The organism is Lacibacter luteus (genome assembly GCF_004118265.1).
GTDB classification, from domain to species: Bacteria; Bacteroidota; Bacteroidia; order Chitinophagales; family Chitinophagaceae; genus Lacibacter; species Lacibacter luteus.
The window spans coordinates 42,281-61,832 of the sequence record NZ_SDHW01000006.1; the positions used below are offsets into that span (position 1 = coordinate 42,281).

13 protein-coding genes are annotated in these 19,552 nt (G+C 41.9%); 3 read left to right on the forward strand and 10 right to left on the reverse strand.

What is annotated here, in order from left to right; genetic code table 11:
* Positions 1–106 precede the first annotated feature (106 nt).
* From ESA94_RS16850 to ESA94_RS16875, 6 genes are all read right to left on the reverse strand, one after another.
* Positions 107–1,198: an LptF/LptG family permease gene (locus tag ESA94_RS16850; RefSeq protein WP_129132116.1), complete on the reverse strand. Its 1,092-nt coding sequence runs from the start codon at positions 1,196–1,198 to the stop codon at positions 107–109.
* 103 nt (positions 1,199–1,301) lie between these two features.
* Complete coding sequence (locus ESA94_RS16855) at positions 1,302–2,093, reverse strand: glycerophosphodiester phosphodiesterase (protein ID WP_129132117.1); 792 nt, start codon at positions 2,091–2,093, stop codon at positions 1,302–1,304.
* A 23-nt stretch (positions 2,094–2,116) separates the two neighbouring features.
* Positions 2,117–2,911 carry a carboxylesterase family protein gene (locus tag ESA94_RS16860; RefSeq protein WP_129132118.1) on the reverse strand — a complete coding sequence of 265 codons (795 nt, stop codon included), beginning with the start codon at positions 2,909–2,911 and terminating at the stop codon, positions 2,117–2,119.
* A 105-nt stretch (positions 2,912–3,016) separates the two neighbouring features.
* Entirely contained in the window at positions 3,017–4,372 is a 1,356-nt protein-coding gene (locus tag ESA94_RS16865; RefSeq protein ID WP_262708036.1) for a glucoamylase family protein, read from the reverse strand.
* Between the two features lie 100 nt (positions 4,373–4,472).
* A complete protein-coding gene (gene tgt, locus ESA94_RS16870; protein WP_240671081.1) occupies positions 4,473–5,723 on the reverse strand; it encodes a tRNA guanosine(34) transglycosylase Tgt in 1,251 nt (416 codons plus the stop codon).
* A gap of 99 nt (positions 5,724–5,822) precedes the next feature.
* On the reverse strand, positions 5,823–6,188 hold the full coding sequence (locus tag ESA94_RS16875; protein WP_205756002.1) for a DUF2200 domain-containing protein: 366 nt from the start codon (positions 6,186–6,188) through the stop codon (positions 5,823–5,825).
* 363 nt (positions 6,189–6,551) lie between these two features.
* On the opposite strand from ESA94_RS16875, the gene ESA94_RS16880 reads away from it, so the two are divergent.
* The 3 genes from ESA94_RS16880 (at position 6,552) to ESA94_RS16890 (ending at position 9,010) form a co-directional block, all read left to right on the forward strand.
* A complete protein-coding gene (locus tag ESA94_RS16880; RefSeq protein WP_240671082.1) occupies positions 6,552–7,616 on the forward strand; it encodes a glycosyltransferase in 1,065 nt (354 codons plus the stop codon).
* Positions 7,607–8,254 carry a 16S rRNA (guanine(527)-N(7))-methyltransferase RsmG gene (gene rsmG, locus ESA94_RS16885; RefSeq protein WP_129132120.1) on the forward strand — a complete coding sequence of 216 codons (648 nt, stop codon included), beginning with the start codon at positions 7,607–7,609 and terminating at the stop codon, positions 8,252–8,254. The genes ESA94_RS16880 and rsmG overlap by 10 nt, the downstream gene beginning before the upstream one ends.
* 102 nt (positions 8,255–8,356) lie before the next feature.
* Positions 8,357–9,010: a response regulator gene (locus tag ESA94_RS16890; RefSeq protein WP_129132121.1), complete on the forward strand. Its 654-nt coding sequence runs from the start codon at positions 8,357–8,359 to the stop codon at positions 9,008–9,010.
* A gap of 253 nt (positions 9,011–9,263) precedes the next feature.
* Here ESA94_RS16890 and ESA94_RS16895 read toward each other — a convergent pair whose 3' ends face one another.
* From ESA94_RS16895 to ESA94_RS16915, 4 genes are all read right to left on the reverse strand, one after another.
* Positions 9,264–11,153 (reverse strand): M1 family metallopeptidase, encoded by a 1,890-nt coding sequence (locus ESA94_RS16895; RefSeq protein WP_129132122.1) that lies wholly within the window; start codon positions 11,151–11,153, stop codon positions 9,264–9,266.
* A 70-nt stretch (positions 11,154–11,223) separates the two neighbouring features.
* Positions 11,224–12,579, reverse strand: coding sequence for an ATP-binding protein (locus tag ESA94_RS16900; RefSeq protein ID WP_129132123.1), 1,356 nt, complete (start codon positions 12,577–12,579; stop codon positions 11,224–11,226).
* Positions 12,580–12,594: 15 nt separating this feature from the next.
* Positions 12,595–13,749, reverse strand: a complete 1,155-nt coding sequence (locus ESA94_RS16905; RefSeq protein ID WP_164972776.1) for an eCIS core domain-containing protein — start codon at positions 13,747–13,749, stop codon at positions 12,595–12,597.
* Between the two features lie 11 nt (positions 13,750–13,760).
* Positions 13,761–19,544 carry an eCIS core domain-containing protein gene (locus tag ESA94_RS16915; RefSeq protein ID WP_205756003.1) on the reverse strand — a complete coding sequence of 1,928 codons (5,784 nt, stop codon included), beginning with the start codon at positions 19,542–19,544 and terminating at the stop codon, positions 13,761–13,763.
* Between the last annotated feature and the right edge of the window lie 8 nt (positions 19,545–19,552).

Genomic DNA, 19,552 nt, shown 5'->3' on the forward strand with positions numbered 1-19,552 from the left:
GAAATAATCGTTTGTAAGCGTATTTACTTGCGAATCCGTCAAAGTTAACCAATAAGCAGTTTCATAGCAATTTACAGCAGCGAAAAAACTTGCGTTGAAACGAACGCTATTTAGGTGCCCGTTTGTAGAGGCGCCAGGCGATAACCGCAAAAATAACGTTCGGTATCCAGGCCGCTATCATTGGGGGAAGGTTGCCTTTTGTAGAAAACACCATTGAGAATTTATCGACAACAATGAATGTTACACCAATAATAAATGCCAGTGCCAGGTGAAAGCCACTGCCGCCTCTTATTTTACGACAGGCGAGAATAGCGGCAATCATCGTCATTACAATTACGGAAACAGCACTTGCATCCCTGCGATAGCGCTCAAACTTAATTGCATTTACACCTTCCGATCCACGAATCTGTTCCTGTTTAATAAAGCGGGTTAATGCAGGTGTTTTCAGTTTATCTTTCTTAAAATCATCTTCCGAAATATCGCTGGGCAAATAACCCATTTTAAGATAGTAGTTGGCTAATGTTTTAATTTCTTCATCAAGCCCGTTGATCTTTCGTTCAACTGCATTCTCCAGCTTCCATTGTTTCTTGGCCGTATCCCACAAAATGGATTCGGAACGGAGATTGTAAAACACCTGATTGTTTTTTACCTTCTCAAGAAAAAAGCCATTGCCGATCTTGGTAGTGGTATCGTAATTACGCATGCCGGCATACGTGTATGTATCAACCCGGAAATGAATATTGTTGAGATACTGCCGCTGCTGTTTGGCAATATTGCCCATATCAACATACTTGTTTTCGAAATTGGTACGGATGATGTTGGCAACAGGAATAAGATAGTGATTGGCAAGCCCCAGCATTAATGCAAGAAAAATACCGCCTACCCAATAAGGACGGAGAATGCGGTTCAGACTCATACCTACACTGAGCATGGCAACTATTTCGCTGCGTAATGCAAGCTTCGAAGTAAAGAACACCACCGCTATCAATACAAATACAGGGAACAGTAAAGCGATGATGTGCGGTAAAAAACCATAGTAATACTTGGTAACAATTTCGCTGAAGGTTAATCCGCTCCGCACAAAATCTTCGCTCTTTTCGCTTGCATCAATAGCCAGGGTAATCATCGAGAAGATGAGGAGCAGGAAAAAGAACGTCTTTAAAAACGACTTTAATATGTACCAGTCGAGAATTTTCATTGATGGCTGCAAAGTAAGGGCAGATTTTGGAAAAGAAGTGTTAGAAATAAAAACCGGTCGCTTTCTGCAAAACGACCGGTAAAATTATACGCACAACAGTTGCTTATTTCTTCAGCAGCCGAAACAACAACTCCGGCTCATTGGTTGTAATATAGTCGAAGCCTTCTTTCAGCAACCAGCTTATCGTGGTACTGTCGTTCACCGTCCATGCATTTAATGCAATACCGTTTTGCTTTGCTTCGCTGATCCATTGCGGGTTCTTTTGAAAAAAAGAGTAATGATAATCGATGCCATCGATCTTATCGGCCTTTACCTGCGCAGGCGATTTATTGCCTTCGAGGTATTGCAGAATGGCTGTTGCATCCAGCTCACGGATCTTGAGCAGAATATCGTAATCGAAACTGATGTACACGGCCATCGGTTCAGCATGCAGGCGTTTTACCAGCTGCACAACTTTTTCGGCAATGCGTTTGCCTCTTTCTTTACTGATGCCTGAAGGTTTTATTTCAAGGATCAAACGTGTAGTTGTATTGTTGGTTAATCCGGCCTCAAGGTATTGCTGCAATGTTGGCAAGGATTCGCCATTTGAAAGTTTAAACTGCATCAACGCTGCATATGTAACTTTTTCAATTTCCAGTTTATTAAAATGCGGATCGTGGTTGATGATGAGTGAATCATCGGCCGTCATGCGAATATCAAATTCCGATCCGGTGCATTTTAACCGGATAGCTTCCTTCAACGAAGCAATGGAATTTTCGGGCAGCAGGTTCAACTTAAATGCACCACGATGTGCCACCACAGGGTTGGCAGCAAAGTTTGTTTTTTTTGTTGATTGTTTTGTTGCTGTACAGGATAAGCAGAATAAAAGACAAAGACTGTAACTAAAGCGTTTCACTTGATCGTTTCTTTATTGAATGATTATTGTTTGCGTTGCTGAAACAACCACTGCAGAAGTTGCGGTTCTGCAAATGCGGCATCCCAGCTGTTATGATTGGCATCCGGATAAAATGTAAACTTCACCGATGCTTTTTGTTGCTTTAATGCCTCTACCATTTTTTGCGAAAACGCAGGCAACACCACATCATCTTTTCCACCATGAAACACCCACCATTTTGTTTTTACCAGTTGTGCTGCCGTTGCAGGATTTGCACCACCGCAAATAGGTACTGCTGCTGCAAAGAGGTTGGGTTTACGTCGTACCAGTTCAAACGTACCCATACCACCCATCGATAAACCCATTACATATACCTGCTTTTTCTGAATGCGGTAACGTACCTGCAGGTTATCGAGTAAACTCATTACTAAACGTAATTGTGTTGTGGGTTCTCCATCGGGTACAAAATAAAAACTACGTTTACCTGTTTTGCTGTCGCTTGTTACAGCCTGCACATTACTCCAGTAACTTGTTGCCGAACATTGCGGAAACACAACAATGGCCGGATATTTTTTACGGATGCTGTCCTGCAAAAACAGTTTGGCACCATGCATTAATTGTTTCTCGTTATCGTTACCACTCTCTCCTCTTCCGTGTAAAAACAAAACGAGTGGATAGGTTTTAGTTGCATCATAGTTTTCCGGTAACAAAATGCGATACGGCAATGTATCGCCATACTGTATAAACCATTGTTTTTGGTACAGACTTAAATCCTGCGTTTGTGCTTTTGCAAAGAACACAAACAATAACCCGATTGCTAAACTTAAATGCTTCATCATTTTATTAAGCAGGCCATTTGTTCAGTGCAATACAACATGCGGCAAAATTAGCTGCGTAATGTTCGTTACAGCATTAACAAATAATGAACTCCTACGTTGTTTGTTTTATTTTTTTATATGCGGACTTTCAAATCCGAGTTTCTTTAAGCCATCTTTTATTTCGGGGCAACTCATAAACAAATTCCAAAGCAATCCGCTTCGGTAGTTTTCCATCATTACAACAATGGGACCCTGATCAATTGCAAGATAATGCGGCAGATACCAATTGGCTGTTTCGCTGAAGGCATCATAAAAACCATACACGCCAAACAGTTTATCTTTTTTATTACTGTACCAGTTTTTCATAGCAGCCATCGATTCCTTAGGTGTGTAAGGGAACGATGATAATGCTGCTGTTGGAGAGATAACACCAAGATCATTTTCTTTGCTTGGCGCATGGCCAGCATATCCTTTCACCGAATAGCTCGATGTTAAACCCCAGCTGTCTGCACCATAACCTTTATAACCTTTCGGATTATTTACACACCAGCGATAATGGATCATTGCATGCCCAACATTGTGTTGCCAGTAATCGGCATACTTATCTTTTAATCCACGTGGATCGAGACCGAGATACGAATAATGCGCCCAGAACAAAGGACCTGCAGCTCCTTCTTTGTTGTGATGATTCATTGTTAGTTGAATACCGTCGTAACCTGCAGGCAGTTCATTGATCTTGCCGTTCTTCGCCCATCCTTCATGATACACTTCTGCAGGCACCCCATGTGTAGGCGATGATGCTGCCAGCACATACATAATTAAACATTCGTTGTAACCATCCACTGCAAAATTCATTCGCCATGCATGGTTGGGGCTCCAGTGCCAATACAATGCGTTCTTTCCATTGCGATACCAATCGAACTCCACTTCTTTCCAGAGTTTATCGATACGTGTTGCCAATGCTTTTTCTGTTGAAGATCCTGTTTGGAAATATTGCCGTACACAAAGCAGGCCTTGTATCATAAACGAAGATTCCACAAGATCGCCACCATCATCGTAACGGCTGAAAGGTTTTACTTTTCCTGTTTCACCATTCCACCAATGCGGCCATGCACCATGAAAGCGATCGGCTGTTTCTAAAAACTGAACAATTTTTTCCAAACGTTGTCTTCCTTCATCTCTTGTAATAAAACCCCGTTCAATACCAACAAGTATGGCCATAACGCCAAAACCTGCACCGCCGCTTGTTACAACATGTTTATCGTTTTGCGGATACACATTATCTGCATGAAAACGTTCTCTTGCCAACCCGCTTGTCGGCTCAGCACCATCCCAGAAATACTGAAATGTTGCACGTTGCACATCAGTAAAAATGGCTTCATCTTCTTTTGATGAAAAGATCGTTTGCTGGATTTGTATTTGTTTAGAATGGGAACAGGCCCCAATAAAACATATGGCAATAAAACTGGCAATTCGTTTCACGTATAATAAAATTAGTCAGCAAAAGGTACTTTTTGTTTAGTTAAAAACAATACGATCACTACGCTTCCTTATCAAATTAACAATAGCACAATCGTATCTTTTACAATCTTGTTTTCAGTACAGGAACCATTTCATTCTTCCAGCCGGTAAAATCGCCTGCAAGAATATGTTTGCGTGCTTCTTTTACCAGCCACAAATAAAATGCAAGGTTATGTACGCTTGCCAACGTTAAGCCGGTAATTTCTTTTGCTTTAATGAGGTGCCGCAGATAAGCTTTGCTGTAATAATTGCTGATGTGACAATCAATACCATCATCCAGTGGCGAAAAATCTTTCTCCCATTTTTTATTATCGATATTGATGACGCCTTTGCTTGTAAACAACATGGCATTACGTCCGTTGCGGGTGGGCATTACACAATCAAACATGTCTACACCCAATGCAATACATTCTAAAATATTCCACGGCGTACCAACGCCCATTAAGTAACGGGGCTTTTGCGTTGGCAATTCATCGCAACACAATTCTGTAAACTCATACATCATTTCTTCGGGCTCGCCCACACTTAAACCACCAATAGCACAACCGGTAAGATTGGTATTGGCTACAAATTGCGAAGATGCTTTGCGCAGATCTTTATACGTACTGCCTTGAATAATGGGAAAGAGGTTTTGTGTGTAACCGTATTTATCGGGTGTGCTGGCGAAATGTTTGATGCAACGATCCAGCCAGCGATGCGTTAACTCCATGCTCTTATGGGCATATTTGTAATCGCTGGGGTATGGCGGGCATTCATCAAAGGCCATTACAATATCAGCACCAATGCTACGCTGCACATCCATTACATTTTCCGGTGTAAACAAATGCTTGCTTCCATCAATATGACTTTGAAATACCACGCCTTCTTCTTTGATCTTACGGTTACCTGCCAGTGAAAAAACCTGGTAGCCGCCACTGTCAGTTAAGATTGGCTTATCCCATCCGTTGAATTTGTGCAACCCACCTGCAGCTTCCAGCACATCAGTTCCGGGGCGTAAATACAGGTGATAGGTATTACCGAGAATGATTTCTGCTTTTACCTCACGCTTCAACTGTTCTACGGTAAGCGATTTTACACTACCCACGGTACCCACCGGCATAAAGATGGGTGTTTGAATGGTTCCATGATCGGTAGTGATTTCCCCTGCTCTTGCTTTCGACTGTGTATCGGTATACTGTAACTGAAACTGTAATGCGGCCATAAGAGCGCAAAGATAGCCGATAGCTAATAGTTGTGAACCGATAGGAAAATGAGGAATAGACGACAGACGACTGATGAAAGACCACAACTGGTTGATTGCTCGGTCACTCACCTTTAACAAATTAAACGTAACCCATAACTGATATTGCACGATAGTTCAAACCCAATACAAGTTTACAGCTGTTAATCGTCACTCATTATTCTTCCCTCGCTACTTCCTCAATATCTTCTCCATCGCTTTCCCTTTCGCAAGTTCATCAATGAGCTTATCCATGTAACGGATCTTCTGCATCAACGGATGCTCAATTTCTTCCACCCGGCAACCACAAACCACACCGGTAATCAGATGAACATTGGGGTTCAGCTTCGGCGCTTCATCAAAAAAAGTTTCAAGGCTCACCTTCTTCTCCATCTGCTTTTGCATGGTCTTTTCGTTGTACCCCGTAAGCCAGTAAAGAATAGTATCCACCTCTTCTTGTGTACGTCCTTTTTTGTTTGCCTTTTGTATGTACATCGGGTATAATCCTGCAAACGACATTTTAAACACCCGTTCCATGTTTTGCTGTGCTGTTGCCATAAACGTTATTCTTGTGTTCTAAGTTAAGGAAGATAGAAAAACCAAAAAAGGCTCATGGAACAAGAAACCGGTAATCAAGAAGTAAATCCAAGGGAAAAAGGTACAAGGCGAAAGGCTGAACGAACAAGAAGCAGGAAACCGGCAACCAGGAAGTAAAACAAAACTCAAAAACCAATTCCTAACACCTCTGCATCTCTGTGCCTTTGTGGTAAAAAATATGAGCGTAGCGAACAATTGACAATGCCTGTACAACTATCGGTTAAAGACTAACAGCTATCGGCTACATTTATCTTATTTTCGCAGCTGCTTATGAGTGTGTCTTGGCCCGAAATCGTCTTCCTTGTTTTTTGTGTAATAACCGCTGTGCAGCTGTTTTACTACCTGTACTTCTTCAGTCGTTTTGCTTTTTATAAAAAACCAAAGCGTGAAAGTTCGATGCAGCATGCGGTATCGGTAATTGTATGTGCAAGAGATGAAGCACAGAACCTCGCCGACAACCTGCCTGAAGTATTGCAGCAGGATTATAAAAGCACGTTTGAAGTTGTGGCGGTAAACGATAATTCGTTCGACGACAGTAAATATGTGCTGGAGTATTTATCAAAACCCTTCCGCAACCTGCGCCCTATTGAGCTGAAGCAGGAAGCAAGATTGATCCAGGGAAAAAAATTCCCTTTGTCGATGGGCATCAAAGAATCGAAGTATGAGCTGTTGTTGCTTACTGATGCCGATTGTAAACCAGCAGGAAAAAACTGGATCGAACTAATGCAGGATGCTTTCAGCAACGGAAAAGAAATTGCATTGGGTTATGGTGCTTATTACAAAAAGCCGGGCCTGTTGAATAAACTCATCCGTTTCGAAACCTTTATATCTGCACTGCAATATTTCTCTTATGCTTTAGCCGGTATGCCGTACATGGGTGTGGGCCGCAACCTTGCTTACCGCAAAGAATTGTTTTTTCGTAATAAAGGTTTTTCATCGCACAACCAATTGCCGGGTGGCGATGATGATTTGTTTATTAATAAAGTAGCAACCAAGACCAATACAGCGATTGTGGTTGATGCCGAAGCATTTACTTATTCCGAACCTAAAACAAGCTGGGTACAATGGCGCAGTCAGAAAACAAGGCATTACAGTACCAGTAAACATTACAAATCCAAACATAAATTCTGGCTGGGTTTGTATGCAGCTGCACATTTTTTATTTTATCCCTTGCTGGTTGTTGCTGCAGTATTTTATTGCTGGTGGATAGCATTAAGCGTATTTGCCTTCCGTTTAATTATACAGGGTATCGTTTACAGTAAGAGTATGAAAAAGCTGGATGAAAAAGATTTGGTCTGGCTCTATCCTTTGCTCGACATCTGGCAATGGTTTTATTATCTTTTCTTTGCAAATACTTTATTTAAAAAACCGGGTAACAATTGGAAGTAGTAACCAAATATTTCGCCGACTTTTCTGCGGGGCAACTGCAGCAGCTGCAACAACTGCAGGCTGTATATACCGAATGGAACGAAAAGATCAATGTTATTTCACGTAAAGACATCGACAGCCTTTACGAAAAACATGTATTGCATTCGTTAAGCATTGCCGCTGTTTTTGATTTTCAGCCCGGCACACAAATATGCGACCTTGGAACAGGTGGGGGTTTTCCCGGCATCCCTTTGGCAATCTTTTTTCCCGAAGTACAGTTTCATTTAACCGACAGCATCAACAAAAAACTAAACGTTGTACGTGAAGTGGCAGCCGCTGTTGGTTTAAAAAATATAACTACACAGCACACCCGTACCGAAGAAATTAAAGACCGCAAGTTCGATTTTGTGGTTAGTCGTGCAGTAGCTCCTTTAAAAGATCTTTGGCGCTGGAGTGTTCCAATTTTAAAAGCAAAAGGACAGGGCAAAGCGGCTACTGCTTTTGACGAGCCCATCTATGGCGGGCTTATTTGTTTGAAGGGTGGCGATCTTACACAGGAAATACATGAAAGCGGCCTGCACCCCCTTGTTTGGGAAATTGAACAGCTGTTTACCGAAGATTTTTTTAAAGAGAAATATGTGCTGGCAGTAAAACGTTGAGTGAAAAGCAGTAGTTTTCATGTAGCATTAAACACTTGTTTCCCTTAAATACTACCACTTTGTGGTATTTCTCTGCTTGTTCAAAATCAACAACTTTGCACTATGAATAAAATTGCTGTGTGTATAGTAGAGGATGTAACAGACATCCGCCAGGCATTAGAGCAGATCATTGAATTAAGTGATAACTGCGTACTGGTCGGTTCATTTTCCTCCGGTGAAGAAGCCCTGGTAAAAATTCCGCTTGTTAGTCCCGATGTTGTGCTGATGGATATTGGACTTGGTTCTACCAACGGTATTGATCTTGTAAAAGAACTGAAGCCCCAGCATCCTGATATATTGTACATGATGTGTACAGTATATGAAGAAGATGAAAAGATCTTTGATGCACTCCGTGCAGGCGCAAGTGGTTATATTCTGAAAAAATCTTCACCTTCTAAATTATTAGATGCTATTGGTGAGTTGGTTGATGGTGGCGCACCCATGAGCAGCCAGATTGCATTGAAAGTGGTAAATGCATTTAAAGATATGCCGGTTGTTGAAGCAGTTTTACCCGGTGGCGATAATGAAGAAACATCTGTATTAACCAAGAAAGAAAAAGCCGTGCTGGAAAAACTGGCACAGGGAAAAATTTATAAAGAAATCGGTAACGAACTTGACATCAGCCCTGAAACTGTACGCAAGCACGTATACCATATTTACGAAAAGCTGCACGTTAACAACCGTGTAGAAGCCGTAAATAAATTTTATGGTCGATAGATCAACATCAAGAGTAATAAAGAGGGTGCTTTTTTAAGCACCTTTTTTTGTAAGAGACCATGGTCGATAGTCGACAGACGACTACAGTTCGTCATTCACTATTCTCTCCTTCGCAAAAGCTACGGAAAGCAAGCACTATTCACAAAATAAAGGCGGCTGCCCGTTACCGAACAGCCGCTTTGTTATTTTTAAATACTGAAAGAAATCATCAGCCCTCACCCTACTCACAACTCACTACTCACGATCCCTCCATCTACCAGTTCAATTCCAGCTTATTGTTTTTACGATCCATATCGGCCATGCGTTGCGTAGGATCAATTTCTGCAACTTTCAAATCACGCAATGGTTTATCAAATTCAACAATGTAAGTGGGGTGTGTCCATTTCCATGCAGGATGCACAACACGTGCTGTATTGTCTTCTGCAGGCTTTGCACCAAACATTAAGTAAGCAGGTATATAATGCAATTGCTGTGTGCCATCTTTAAACGTAAGCACCAGATCGATCGGCATGGGCATTTCTTTTAATCGCATAATACTGATTTTTGTTTTGCCTCCCTCTTCCCACAAACTGTCAATTTTATAATCGATGGTTTTGGTACTGTTCACCCAATATTCTTTATACCAGTCGAGCTGCAAACCACTTACTTTTTCCGCCACACGCATAAAGTCGTTTACATTAGGATGTTTAAAACGCCATTGCCTGTAATACTCAAGTAAAACACTATCTCTTACCTGTGCGCCAACAATATAACCAAGCTGTGCAATAAACACAGCGCCTTTTGAGTAAGCTGCGCTTGAGTAAGCATAGTTGGTGTTGAAATGATCGGCGTGTGTGGTTAATGGCTCTTCCAATCCGCTTTTAGCAAGATTAAAATAGCTGGTATAGCTGCCGGAATTATACTTCGGCAATTTATCATCGGTATAAACAGTTCCGTTTTGTTTTGCAAGCTCGGTATTATAATAATAGTTTACAAGCCCTGTTGCATAATCGGTAAAGCCTTCGTCCATCCATGCATATAAACTTTCGTTGGTGCCCATCAGCATCTGGTACCAGGTATGCATCCACTCATGAAAAACGGTACCAACACCCGGACCGTTTAACAAAGTAGCCATTGGATATTCCATACCACCATCGCCACCTTGTATAAACGAATATTGTTTGTAAGGATAAGCACCAAAATTCTTTTCAATAAACGGCAATACAATTACAGCAGCATCGGCAACTTTCTGCCATGCCTCATCATTCTTTGCATCATTCGGTTTGTAATTGTACAATACATGAATGGTTCTGCCACCACTTACCTGCCGTGTAAGATGTTTGTACTCTGCATCGGCAGCCCACATAAAATCGTGTACGTTGGGTGCCGTAAATTTCCATGTAAGTTTATCGCCGGCAGGGCGAACAACTTTTACTCCTGATGCTTCGTAACCATAACCTATTTGATTGGCATTGGTTAAATAACCCGTACCGCCGATGATGTAATTTTTATCGATGGTAATGTTTACATCAAAATCGCCCCATACCCCGTAAAACTCACGGGCAATGTAAGGGTTGGGATGCCAGCCATCGTTATCGTATTCGCATAATTTCGGGTACCATTGGCTCATTGAAAATTTTACACCATTGGCAGCATCTCTTCCGCTACGGCGTATCTGTAAAGGAACCTGTGCATCCCATTCCATTTCCAACACAACTTTTTGCTTAGGCAAAATGGGCTTACTGAGTTTTACTTCCAGTATTGTTTCATGGTCAATCGTTTGTTGAACGACACCATTCAATTTGAGTACCTTGACTTTCTGGTAACCAATTTCATCGTCTTTAAGATTAAGGATGCGATCCCGTACACGTGCATCCCAATCGGCACGGCCATTCGGCAAATTCTTTTTACCAAGCTCACGGCTGCGGGTATCCATCATACTGTTTGGCTGAAAAGCATTCCAGTACAAATGATAAAATAGTTTATCTAATGTGTCGGGCGAATTATTTGTGTATTCCAGTTTTTGTTTTCCTGAGTAACGGTTAGTTGTTACATCCATATTAATATCCATTACATACTTTACACGTTGCTGCCAACGGTTTGGCTGGGCAAGTGCTGTAAACATGGCCATAAGAGCAGCCATCGTCCAAACAATTTTCTTCATGCTCAAAATTTGAGCGGTAAATATCCTTAAAAATCCTGTTTGGAAAAGCTTAAATGATGAGCGGAGAAGATTATAAAGATTTCTCTTCTTTCATATACTCCTTACGGATACCATCCAGCAACAATGCTTTTGTAAGAGTACGGCTGTTGGCTGCAAAGGCCGAAAGTGTAGCAAACTGTACCGCATTGAGAATGGAGGCCCCACTCATTTCGTATTGCTTGGCAAGCTCCTGAAGATTTACCGTTTCATCAGTAGTTAAAGAAGCAGGCATGGCTTTTTGCCAAAGCATTAACCGTTCGGCAGAATTAGGAATCGGGAAATGAATAACTGCATGAAAGCGGCGAAGAAATGCATCGTCGAGATTTGATTTAAAATTAGATGCAAGAATGAGCAGACCCGGATAATCTTCCACTCTCTGCAACAGATAACTTACCTCCTGGTTAGCATATTTATCGTGCGATGATTGTACGTTGGTACGCTTACCAAACAAGGCATCTGCTTCATCAAAAAACAAGATCCAGTTCTTCGATTCTGCACGGCGAAAAACATTCTCCAGATTCTTTTCTGTTTCGCCAATGAATTTTGATACAACCTGGCTGAGATCGATACGATACACTTCTTTCTGAAACTCCTTACCAATCAATGCAGCCGTTAATGTTTTACCTGTACCCGAAGGACCGTAAAACAACACACGATAACCTGGTTTCACTTTTCGTTTAAGGTTTTCATCTTCGTGTAATAAATGATGATGCTGCAACCAGGTGCTGATGTCTTTTACCTGTTCGGCGGTTTGATTGTTGAGTACAATATCGTTCCAGTTCATTTCCGTTGTTATTCGCTTGGCAGGAAAATCCAATCCGAAACGTGGTGTTGTTTCTTTATGCAACAATACTTTATCAATTACATCCTGTGCAAGAATAATGCGGCCACTCATTACCGGCTCACCTTCCTTAACCGGTTCGAGCCAAAGAATGTTTTGTTTAAAAAAGAAATGATCTTCGGCGAAGTATTGATGAATGCGCAAACGCTCTTCGGTATTTGCACCGGCCAATACAAACTGCACTGTTTCGCCGGTTGGCAACATGCTGCGATGATTGGTTGCTTTTACACCACCAAACTCTGGAAAATCGCCACCATTGGGTAATTGTTCCTGTATTACCGATTCAAAAAAATTAGGACTTATGTGTGGCACTACTGCCAGCATTAAAATGATCCATTCATCAGTATGCTGTAGTTGAGGAAAATATTGTTTGATGTCCTGCTTGTAAAGTGCGCCGTTGAACTGTTGTTCCAGCCAATCGTGAAAGTGAACATACTGCTCATTAAAATGTGTTTGCAGCCGATGCGCAATAATCTTCTTTAAATCAGTTAAAGCCGATTCAAGTGCAAACGATGTGTTGATGTTTTTATGTAAGGTGTAAAGCATACAACAAAATACAATTTATTTTTTGGGTTTGTCTTTACAACAAAGATCTACAGGTATAGAGAACGGATCTAATGCTGCACTTTTTGCATCGGCTATTGTTTTCCGGCGTTCATATTCTGCTTCAGCCAATCCTTCCTGGTAGGTTACATAATTTTCGGAACATCCCTGGTAGTTAATAGGCAACGAAGCTGTACCGTTAAATGTATTAAATGCATCTACGTGTTTTTGTTCATGAACGGTTAACGGGCCATTAATTGCTGCTCTTACACGATCCTGCTGACAGGGGGTGAGATCGGTTGGAACAGCAGGCAGGTTCACTTTTGTTGCAACACTGTACGGAACTTTAAGCGTACCTGTAATTGATACACAGGAATCGTCTCCACAACCATCACAGTTTTTGCTCTTCTTTGTTACTTCATTCTTTGCAGTACCTGCTCCCTTTTTATAAGTAGCGTTTGTTTCGCCTTCAAGGTCAACAGAACCTGCAGTGCATTCGGGCTCGGCTTCTTCTTCCTCTCCTTTTCTAAAAACAGCATCCTGCTCATTTTGCTGAATGACATGCACAAGTTCATGCGCCATTAACGTTTTCCCTTCAGTTGATTCTGTATTGTACTGTCCTTCGTTAAACACAATGTTATTACCGATAGTATAAGCTTTCGCATTTACATCTTTTGCCGATTGCTGCGCCTCTTTATCGGTATGTACTTTTACGTTGCTGAAATCGTAACCCATACGTGTTGCAAAAAACTGCTGTGCTGTTACCGGTAATGTTGTTCCTTTCCCATTTAGTGAATGAATGTAAGATGATGTTGCAGACCCATTACCTGCTCCGCCTGCATCTTTCTTGTGCAGTTTTTTATCTTCTTCCTTTTCACCTTCTTTCTTCATCAGCTTCTCGTCTTTTTTCTCTTCCTCCTTCGCCGAAGTTTTGGATGACAAGTCTTCTTTTTTCTGCAGCTTCTCTTCCTCTTTTTTATCCGTAACACGTTGCACTTTTTTGTCTTCTTCTTCGCATTTATCGCATTTACGTTGTACCTGCGCAACAGGCTGAAAGAAATGTTCGGACGAAGGGCCTGCAAAGAAACCCTGTTCCTGTTTGTTTTCTTTTTTTGCAACTGTTGTGTCGTGTGTTGCTCTGCGTCGTACACGACGGTAGATAGAAGGTTTCATATAATTTGCTGTTATTGTTTTTTTCTGAATTCGGTTTCTATTTTTCCAATCTCAGTTGTTTCATCTGCACTTGCTTTGAAATTAATTTTCTCACTTACTTTAAATGCCTGCCATAAAACAGAAACAAATGCATTGGGTGCAGCTCCTGCAACTTTTGTTTTAGCTGCAAGAATTGCTCCGTTACGTAACCCTGTTTGCGTTGTTTCAAATGCTTTCTCCACATCGCTGTAAGCAGCATCTGTTTTAATGGTATAAAAACTCCTTCCTGCTGTAAACGATGCCCAGGTTGTAATATCATCGGCTGTAGTCATTTTACTTATTCTGTCTAACTCGTCTTTCTTCGATTTTTCTCTATCCCGTTCAATAAACACTTTTTCAAGTTCGGCCAACTGGGCAGCATCTAATAGCTGAATGCTGTTTTCATGTATCTTATCCTGCGCTTTAAACTGTACAAATGTTTTGTCTGATGTTGCTGCTTCTGTTTTAAGCTTGGTAAGATCCAATGTAACCGATCCACCCAATGCACCAATTTCGTAATCACTATAATCGCCTACGCTGAATGTAATGGTATCTGTTACGATCTTCTTATCATCTTCCCATGCTTCGCCTTTCTTCTTCATGGTATATGCTTCGCAGGTAATTGTTGTTGGAACATGCGATTCTGCTTCTGTTATTTTTTCGAGATACGGGAAGGCAGCAGCAAAATCGCCGATCTTGGTAAACTTATCTTTATCTGCCATCGTAGCTTTCTTCACATTCTGATTACCCGATGCAACAACTTTATAACGCACAACAGCTCCTGCATCAAATGCAGCTTTCACTTTACTTTCTACTTTTCCTTCGTGTTCATGATTAGCTGTGCGTGATAATGCTGTCATATTATTCCATTTTCCCGGTCCGCCAAGATTATCGTTAATGAGATGACCACGTATGTAGTAACTGCCATTGCCTTTCTGTCTGAAATCGATCTTATCATAAACCGAATGTTTAGCACTTGTATCGGGCCCCGAGCCATTACCGGTAACCTTGTTTGTTTTCCAGATCATCTTCGCTTCCTGCGATGTTGCAAAGTCGTTTGTATTGGCTCCTGCGGGCACAATAATTTCATTGTCCTTTGGTTTATCTTTTGCTTCGCCGAATAATGGAACTGAAACTGCAGCAAGCTTGGTTAACAGTTTATCAATTTCTCCGGCTTTGCTTGTTTGTTTTTCTTTTTCATCAGCACCGGGATAAGTTTCTATTTTTTTACGTTTCTCTGTTTCAATATCGTTTGCCACCACTTTTGCTGCAGCAATTACCTGGCTCCTGGTCATTTTCTTTCCATCAACAGTTACTTCTTCAGAAGCTGCATCGCCCAATTCTTTCTCATAATTCGTTAAGAAGTTTGTGTATGGTGTTGGATCACTCTTAATAATCAGCACAGCGCTCTCTCCTTCACCTTCGAAGAATACTTCATGATGTTTACCATCGCCGCCTGTAAATTCTTTTTTACCCTTCCACCAGTTTACAAGCGATGCCACAACCGCCTTACCAAAGCTTACGATCTTTTCAACAATTACCACAACCTTATCAATTACCCATGTCAACCCTTTATCAACTTTTTCACGAACGATCTCTAACGCTTCCTTCAGCCGTTCACTCAAATTCAATCCTACCTGGTTGGCAAGGAAACCAATAACGATCGGAATGCCACGTGCCAATGCACCTTCTAAAAAGTCGGCCGCATTTTTAGTTGCACCTTGTGCTATCTGCAATGTTCCTTCAACAAATGAATTAACGATCTCCAGCATTTGCCGCAGGTATTTAATAAACGACTGAATTGCTTTGTACAATGCAATTGCGCTGTTTACCACGGCCATAATGCCCGTAGGATCGAGCATACTCAGCAACTTGGTTGTTACTTTTTTAATGATCTGATCCATCACAAAACTCTTCACTGCATCGAGCACCATTTCCCATACATTACTCAATTGTTCTTTCACTTTTTCAATCATCACCGCCATAAAACCACGTTCCTGCACATCTTTCATAAACTGGTAAGCTTCGCCTGCAGCATTCGCTACACGTTCGGCTGTATCAATCATTTTTTTGATCTTATCCACCTTTGGTTTTCCAATACGTTCTTCCAGTTTCTTCCAGATCTTTTCCATAGTAATATCCAGCACTGCCAGCAACCATTTAATGATACCCATTACTGTAAAGTCGGTTGGTATCGGAATACCTGCGGCCTGTACTTCACCAAGGAACCATTGCTTCAATCCGTTAAACAAATGCGTAAGAATATTATCAAAGAACTGCATGAACCCTTCTTTGATTGCACGAAGAAGGTTCTTTAAGAACGCAACAGGATCACGTTTGATGAGATCAAAAGCCTGCATTGCTTTTGCAATGATGTTGTTGATGAGATCGAACGGAAAGTTCATCACAATCAAAATAGCTTCAACAACAATTTTCACTATCTCAACAATGAAAGCAATCAATCTGCCAATCGGTGCGCCAAACTGATCGAGTATTCTTCTGAAGCAGCCGATGGGGTCCATCAGATCGCTTATGCTGAACGAATTCCACAAATCGATAAACAACTGCACAATAGCTGCAGGTGTCATATTCAATCGCCGGACGGCTGCATTGATCTTGGCGACTGTTCGATCAATTGCTCCGCTTTCTTTCAACTGGTTGTACTGCTCTTCGCCACCTTCCATTAAACTGAAGAATCCTTTAATTACATTCTCCATTGTAAACGGAACGAGTTCGTTTGTAAACGGATCTCTTCCTATGATGACTGTTACAAGCGAATAGCCTCTTACTGTTCTTGCCCAGGCACTGAGGCGTTGCATCAACGCTTCTTTAATAAGCTTGAGAATTTCAATGGCAACACGACGCATAAAGTCGAGCACCTGCGCAACAGGGTCGGCAAAAATGTTGTAGATACGGCGGAAGGTTTCAACAGGGTTCATCAACGCCTCGATGGTAACCATATCCCAGATGTTGCTGAAGTTCTGCACAATGGTATTGTACAAATTGCCAAACACAGCAATACCTTCATCGATATACGCCACCACTTTCTGGAACGTACCTGTTTCCTGCATTTGCGTACGTTGCTGTATACCTTCTTCGCCTCCTAACTCAAGAATTGCATTGAGGATATTGGTACCGTTGCGTTCAACTTCCTGTTTGGTTACAGGGTCTTCGCCCAATATCACTGTAAGCAACGGATACGCCGTTGTGTTTTCTTTAATGAAATCAACAATAGCATTGAGCAATGCATTCTTGATCATTTCCAGAATTTCTTTCGCCGCATTTTCTGCAAACGAAATAATGTTGTTGATGAACCGCAATACAATATTGGCTCCATCACGCAACACACCCATTGGCGACATATCCAGGCCAAACTCAATGCCATTCCAGAACTGATCGAACTCGCTGAACAGATCGTTTACAATTGTTTCAAGTCCTGCAATCTTCGTATCGATCCATGCAGCAGCAGGGTCGAGTAGTTCTTCTTCCTGCAGTTTTTGTTTGATGAGATTGCCGAACGGCATAATATCAAACGCAGCATCCAACAGGTTATGTCCATTGCGTTCTACTTCATCATGCGAAATCGGATCACGACCCAATACAACACGCAACGCTTTATAGCCCGGTATGTACATTGCAATCTGGCTTGCTTTGCGTAACAGGCAAATGGATATTTCATTTACATCAATACCCAAGCAACCTGCCAGCTCAGAAAGACTGGTGTGCGATAATGCATCATCAATTACCGAGCGCTGCACAACATCCTCTTCTTCTGTTTTACATTGTATTGATGGCGGGCCACGATCCTGCACCGTTTGCATTTCATCAACAGGTGCTTCGTTACTTATCAAAGAACTGTTTGTTCCTTCTTCTTTTGATTGAATAATTTGTTGTGCAGATGAACCTTGCGACTCACTGTTTAATACAGCAGTTTCCTGCTCATATTCATTTGCCTCTTTTTTCTGTATGCCATGTTCCAAACTGTTCTGCTGTACTTCTTCCTCCTGTTCATGCTCTTCTTTCTTTTGCAACTCTTTTTCATCCGTTGCTTTTTGCACAGCAGTTGTTGTTTGCAAGCTTCCACCTGCATCAACCGTCCAGTTACTTAATTCTGTTTTTGCCTGTACTTCAGTTGATGCATCGTTTAGCTGTTGTTCATCATCGCCTTCTTCTTTGCGTTGTAATTTTTTTGCAGCTTCTCTTATCTCTGCCAATGTTTTTGGTTTTGTATCAACAGCCTGGGCTTCACCTGTTCCTAATGGCCCCTGCATAATCTGTAACGGATCAAAGAAGGCCGTCCACTCACTCATTGGATGATCTTTTGTTTGCACCTGTCCACCCAGATTATCTTCACCGGCTGTATTACCATTTACAGTAGTAACCGTTCCGCCATTTGCACTTTCAACAATTGCATAATGCGAATATGCATTGCGATATGCTATATCGCCCGGTAATGGTTGCGTACCGGGAGCACGTGCCGCTTCCGGCTTAATCATTCGTTCGCCCAGTTTCCATTTTGGCATAGGCACACCACTCTTGTTCAAGGCCCAAAACACGAATATGCCACACCAGCTTGGCATCGCATCACGTTTACCTGTTGTTGTTTTAGGAACAGCATTAGCGGTTGTAACCGTTGTTTTATCAACGATCATTCCGGTGGTTTCCCGTTTCTTTTTAATATCCTGTTCGGCAACAGCACCTTCTACTGCAGAACCTCCACCTCCACTGATGATCTTATCTGCACCAAATGTTGTTTTGAAAATATCGATGAGATGTTCATAACCGGTACGGTTACCATCGGCCTGCGGTTTATTGGCATCAATCTTTCCTTCTACTGTTTTTGCTTTTGTAACCGCATTGGTTAATTGCGAAGGCACGGCAGCAGCACTGCGTTGAATGCTGTTCTTCCGTGCAATGAGTTTTGTGGCAACACTTGTTGTATTACCGGCATGCGAACGACTTGCACCTTGCTGAATAGTATGCGTTAATTCATGCGCAAGCAAAGTACCTCCAGCCTCCGTATGCGGAGAATATTTACCGGAGTTGAAATAGATATCGTTACCATGCGTGAAAGCCTGGGCATGTATTGTACTGCTTAAACCTTCTGCATAGCTTCCCGTATGAATGCGAACGCCACTAAAGTCTGCACCAAAACGGGTTTCCATAAATTGTTTCGTTGTATCAGGCAATGGCGATCCGCTTCCTCTTGATGAAGAAAGTGTGCTCTCGAAATTTGCCTGGGGGGAACTGGCGGGCGGGCCCCTGCCGCTGCATTGAATAATATCTGAGCTGTGTAATGCTAATTCTTTCCGGTTGATATTGTAACCAGATGCTGTTTCGCCTGCGGCATCATCTGCAAAAGAAGCACTGCTGTCTTCGCTTCGCTGAATCATGCGATACAGCTTGGTCTGTACTTTATCTTCCTTCTCACAATCGGCACACTTGCGTTGAACAGCTATTGCAGGTTTTTGCAATTTTGTTTGCAGTTCATCTTCTTCTTTGGCCTGAATTTTTTCTTCTTTATCCTCCGAAACTTTAGCGGAAGATGGTTCCGGCATACGCATCACCTGGTCGGCAACAGCATCGGCTTCTTTTTCCTGCGGATCATCTGGACTGCTCACCGAAAGCTTTGCCTGCACCGGTGAACCGAAGAACGATGCATTTTCTTTTGCTCCAAAAAATGTTTCCTCACCTGCTTTACGAAAGAAGGTCTGCACCGGCTGCTGTTGCTGCCGCTGTACAGTTACATTCGTTGTTTTTTCTGCAGATGTGAACATTATTAACT

Coding starts and splice junctions, on each gene's coding strand:
- ESA94_RS16850 (WP_129132116.1), bottom strand. CDS start 1,198: ATGAAAATTCTCGACTGGTACATATTAAAGTCGTTTTTAAAGACGTTC.
- ESA94_RS16860 (WP_129132118.1), bottom strand. CDS start 2,911: ATGATGAAGCATTTAAGTTTAGCAATCGGGTTATTGTTTGTGTTCTTT.
- ESA94_RS16875 (WP_205756002.1), bottom strand. CDS start 6,188: ATGGCAACAGCACAGCAAAACATGGAACGGGTGTTTAAAATGTCGTTT.
- ESA94_RS16890 (WP_129132121.1), top strand. CDS start 8,357: ATGAATAAAATTGCTGTGTGTATAGTAGAGGATGTAACAGACATCCGC.
- ESA94_RS16895 (WP_129132122.1), bottom strand. CDS start 11,153: ATGAAGAAAATTGTTTGGACGATGGCTGCTCTTATGGCCATGTTTACA.
- ESA94_RS16900 (WP_129132123.1), bottom strand. CDS start 12,579: ATGCTTTACACCTTACATAAAAACATCAACACATCGTTTGCACTTGAA.
- ESA94_RS16905 (WP_164972776.1), bottom strand. CDS start 13,749: ATGAAACCTTCTATCTACCGTCGTGTACGACGCAGAGCAACACACGAC.
- ESA94_RS16915 (WP_205756003.1), bottom strand. CDS start 19,544: ATGTTCACATCTGCAGAAAAAACAACGAATGTAACTGTACAGCGGCAG.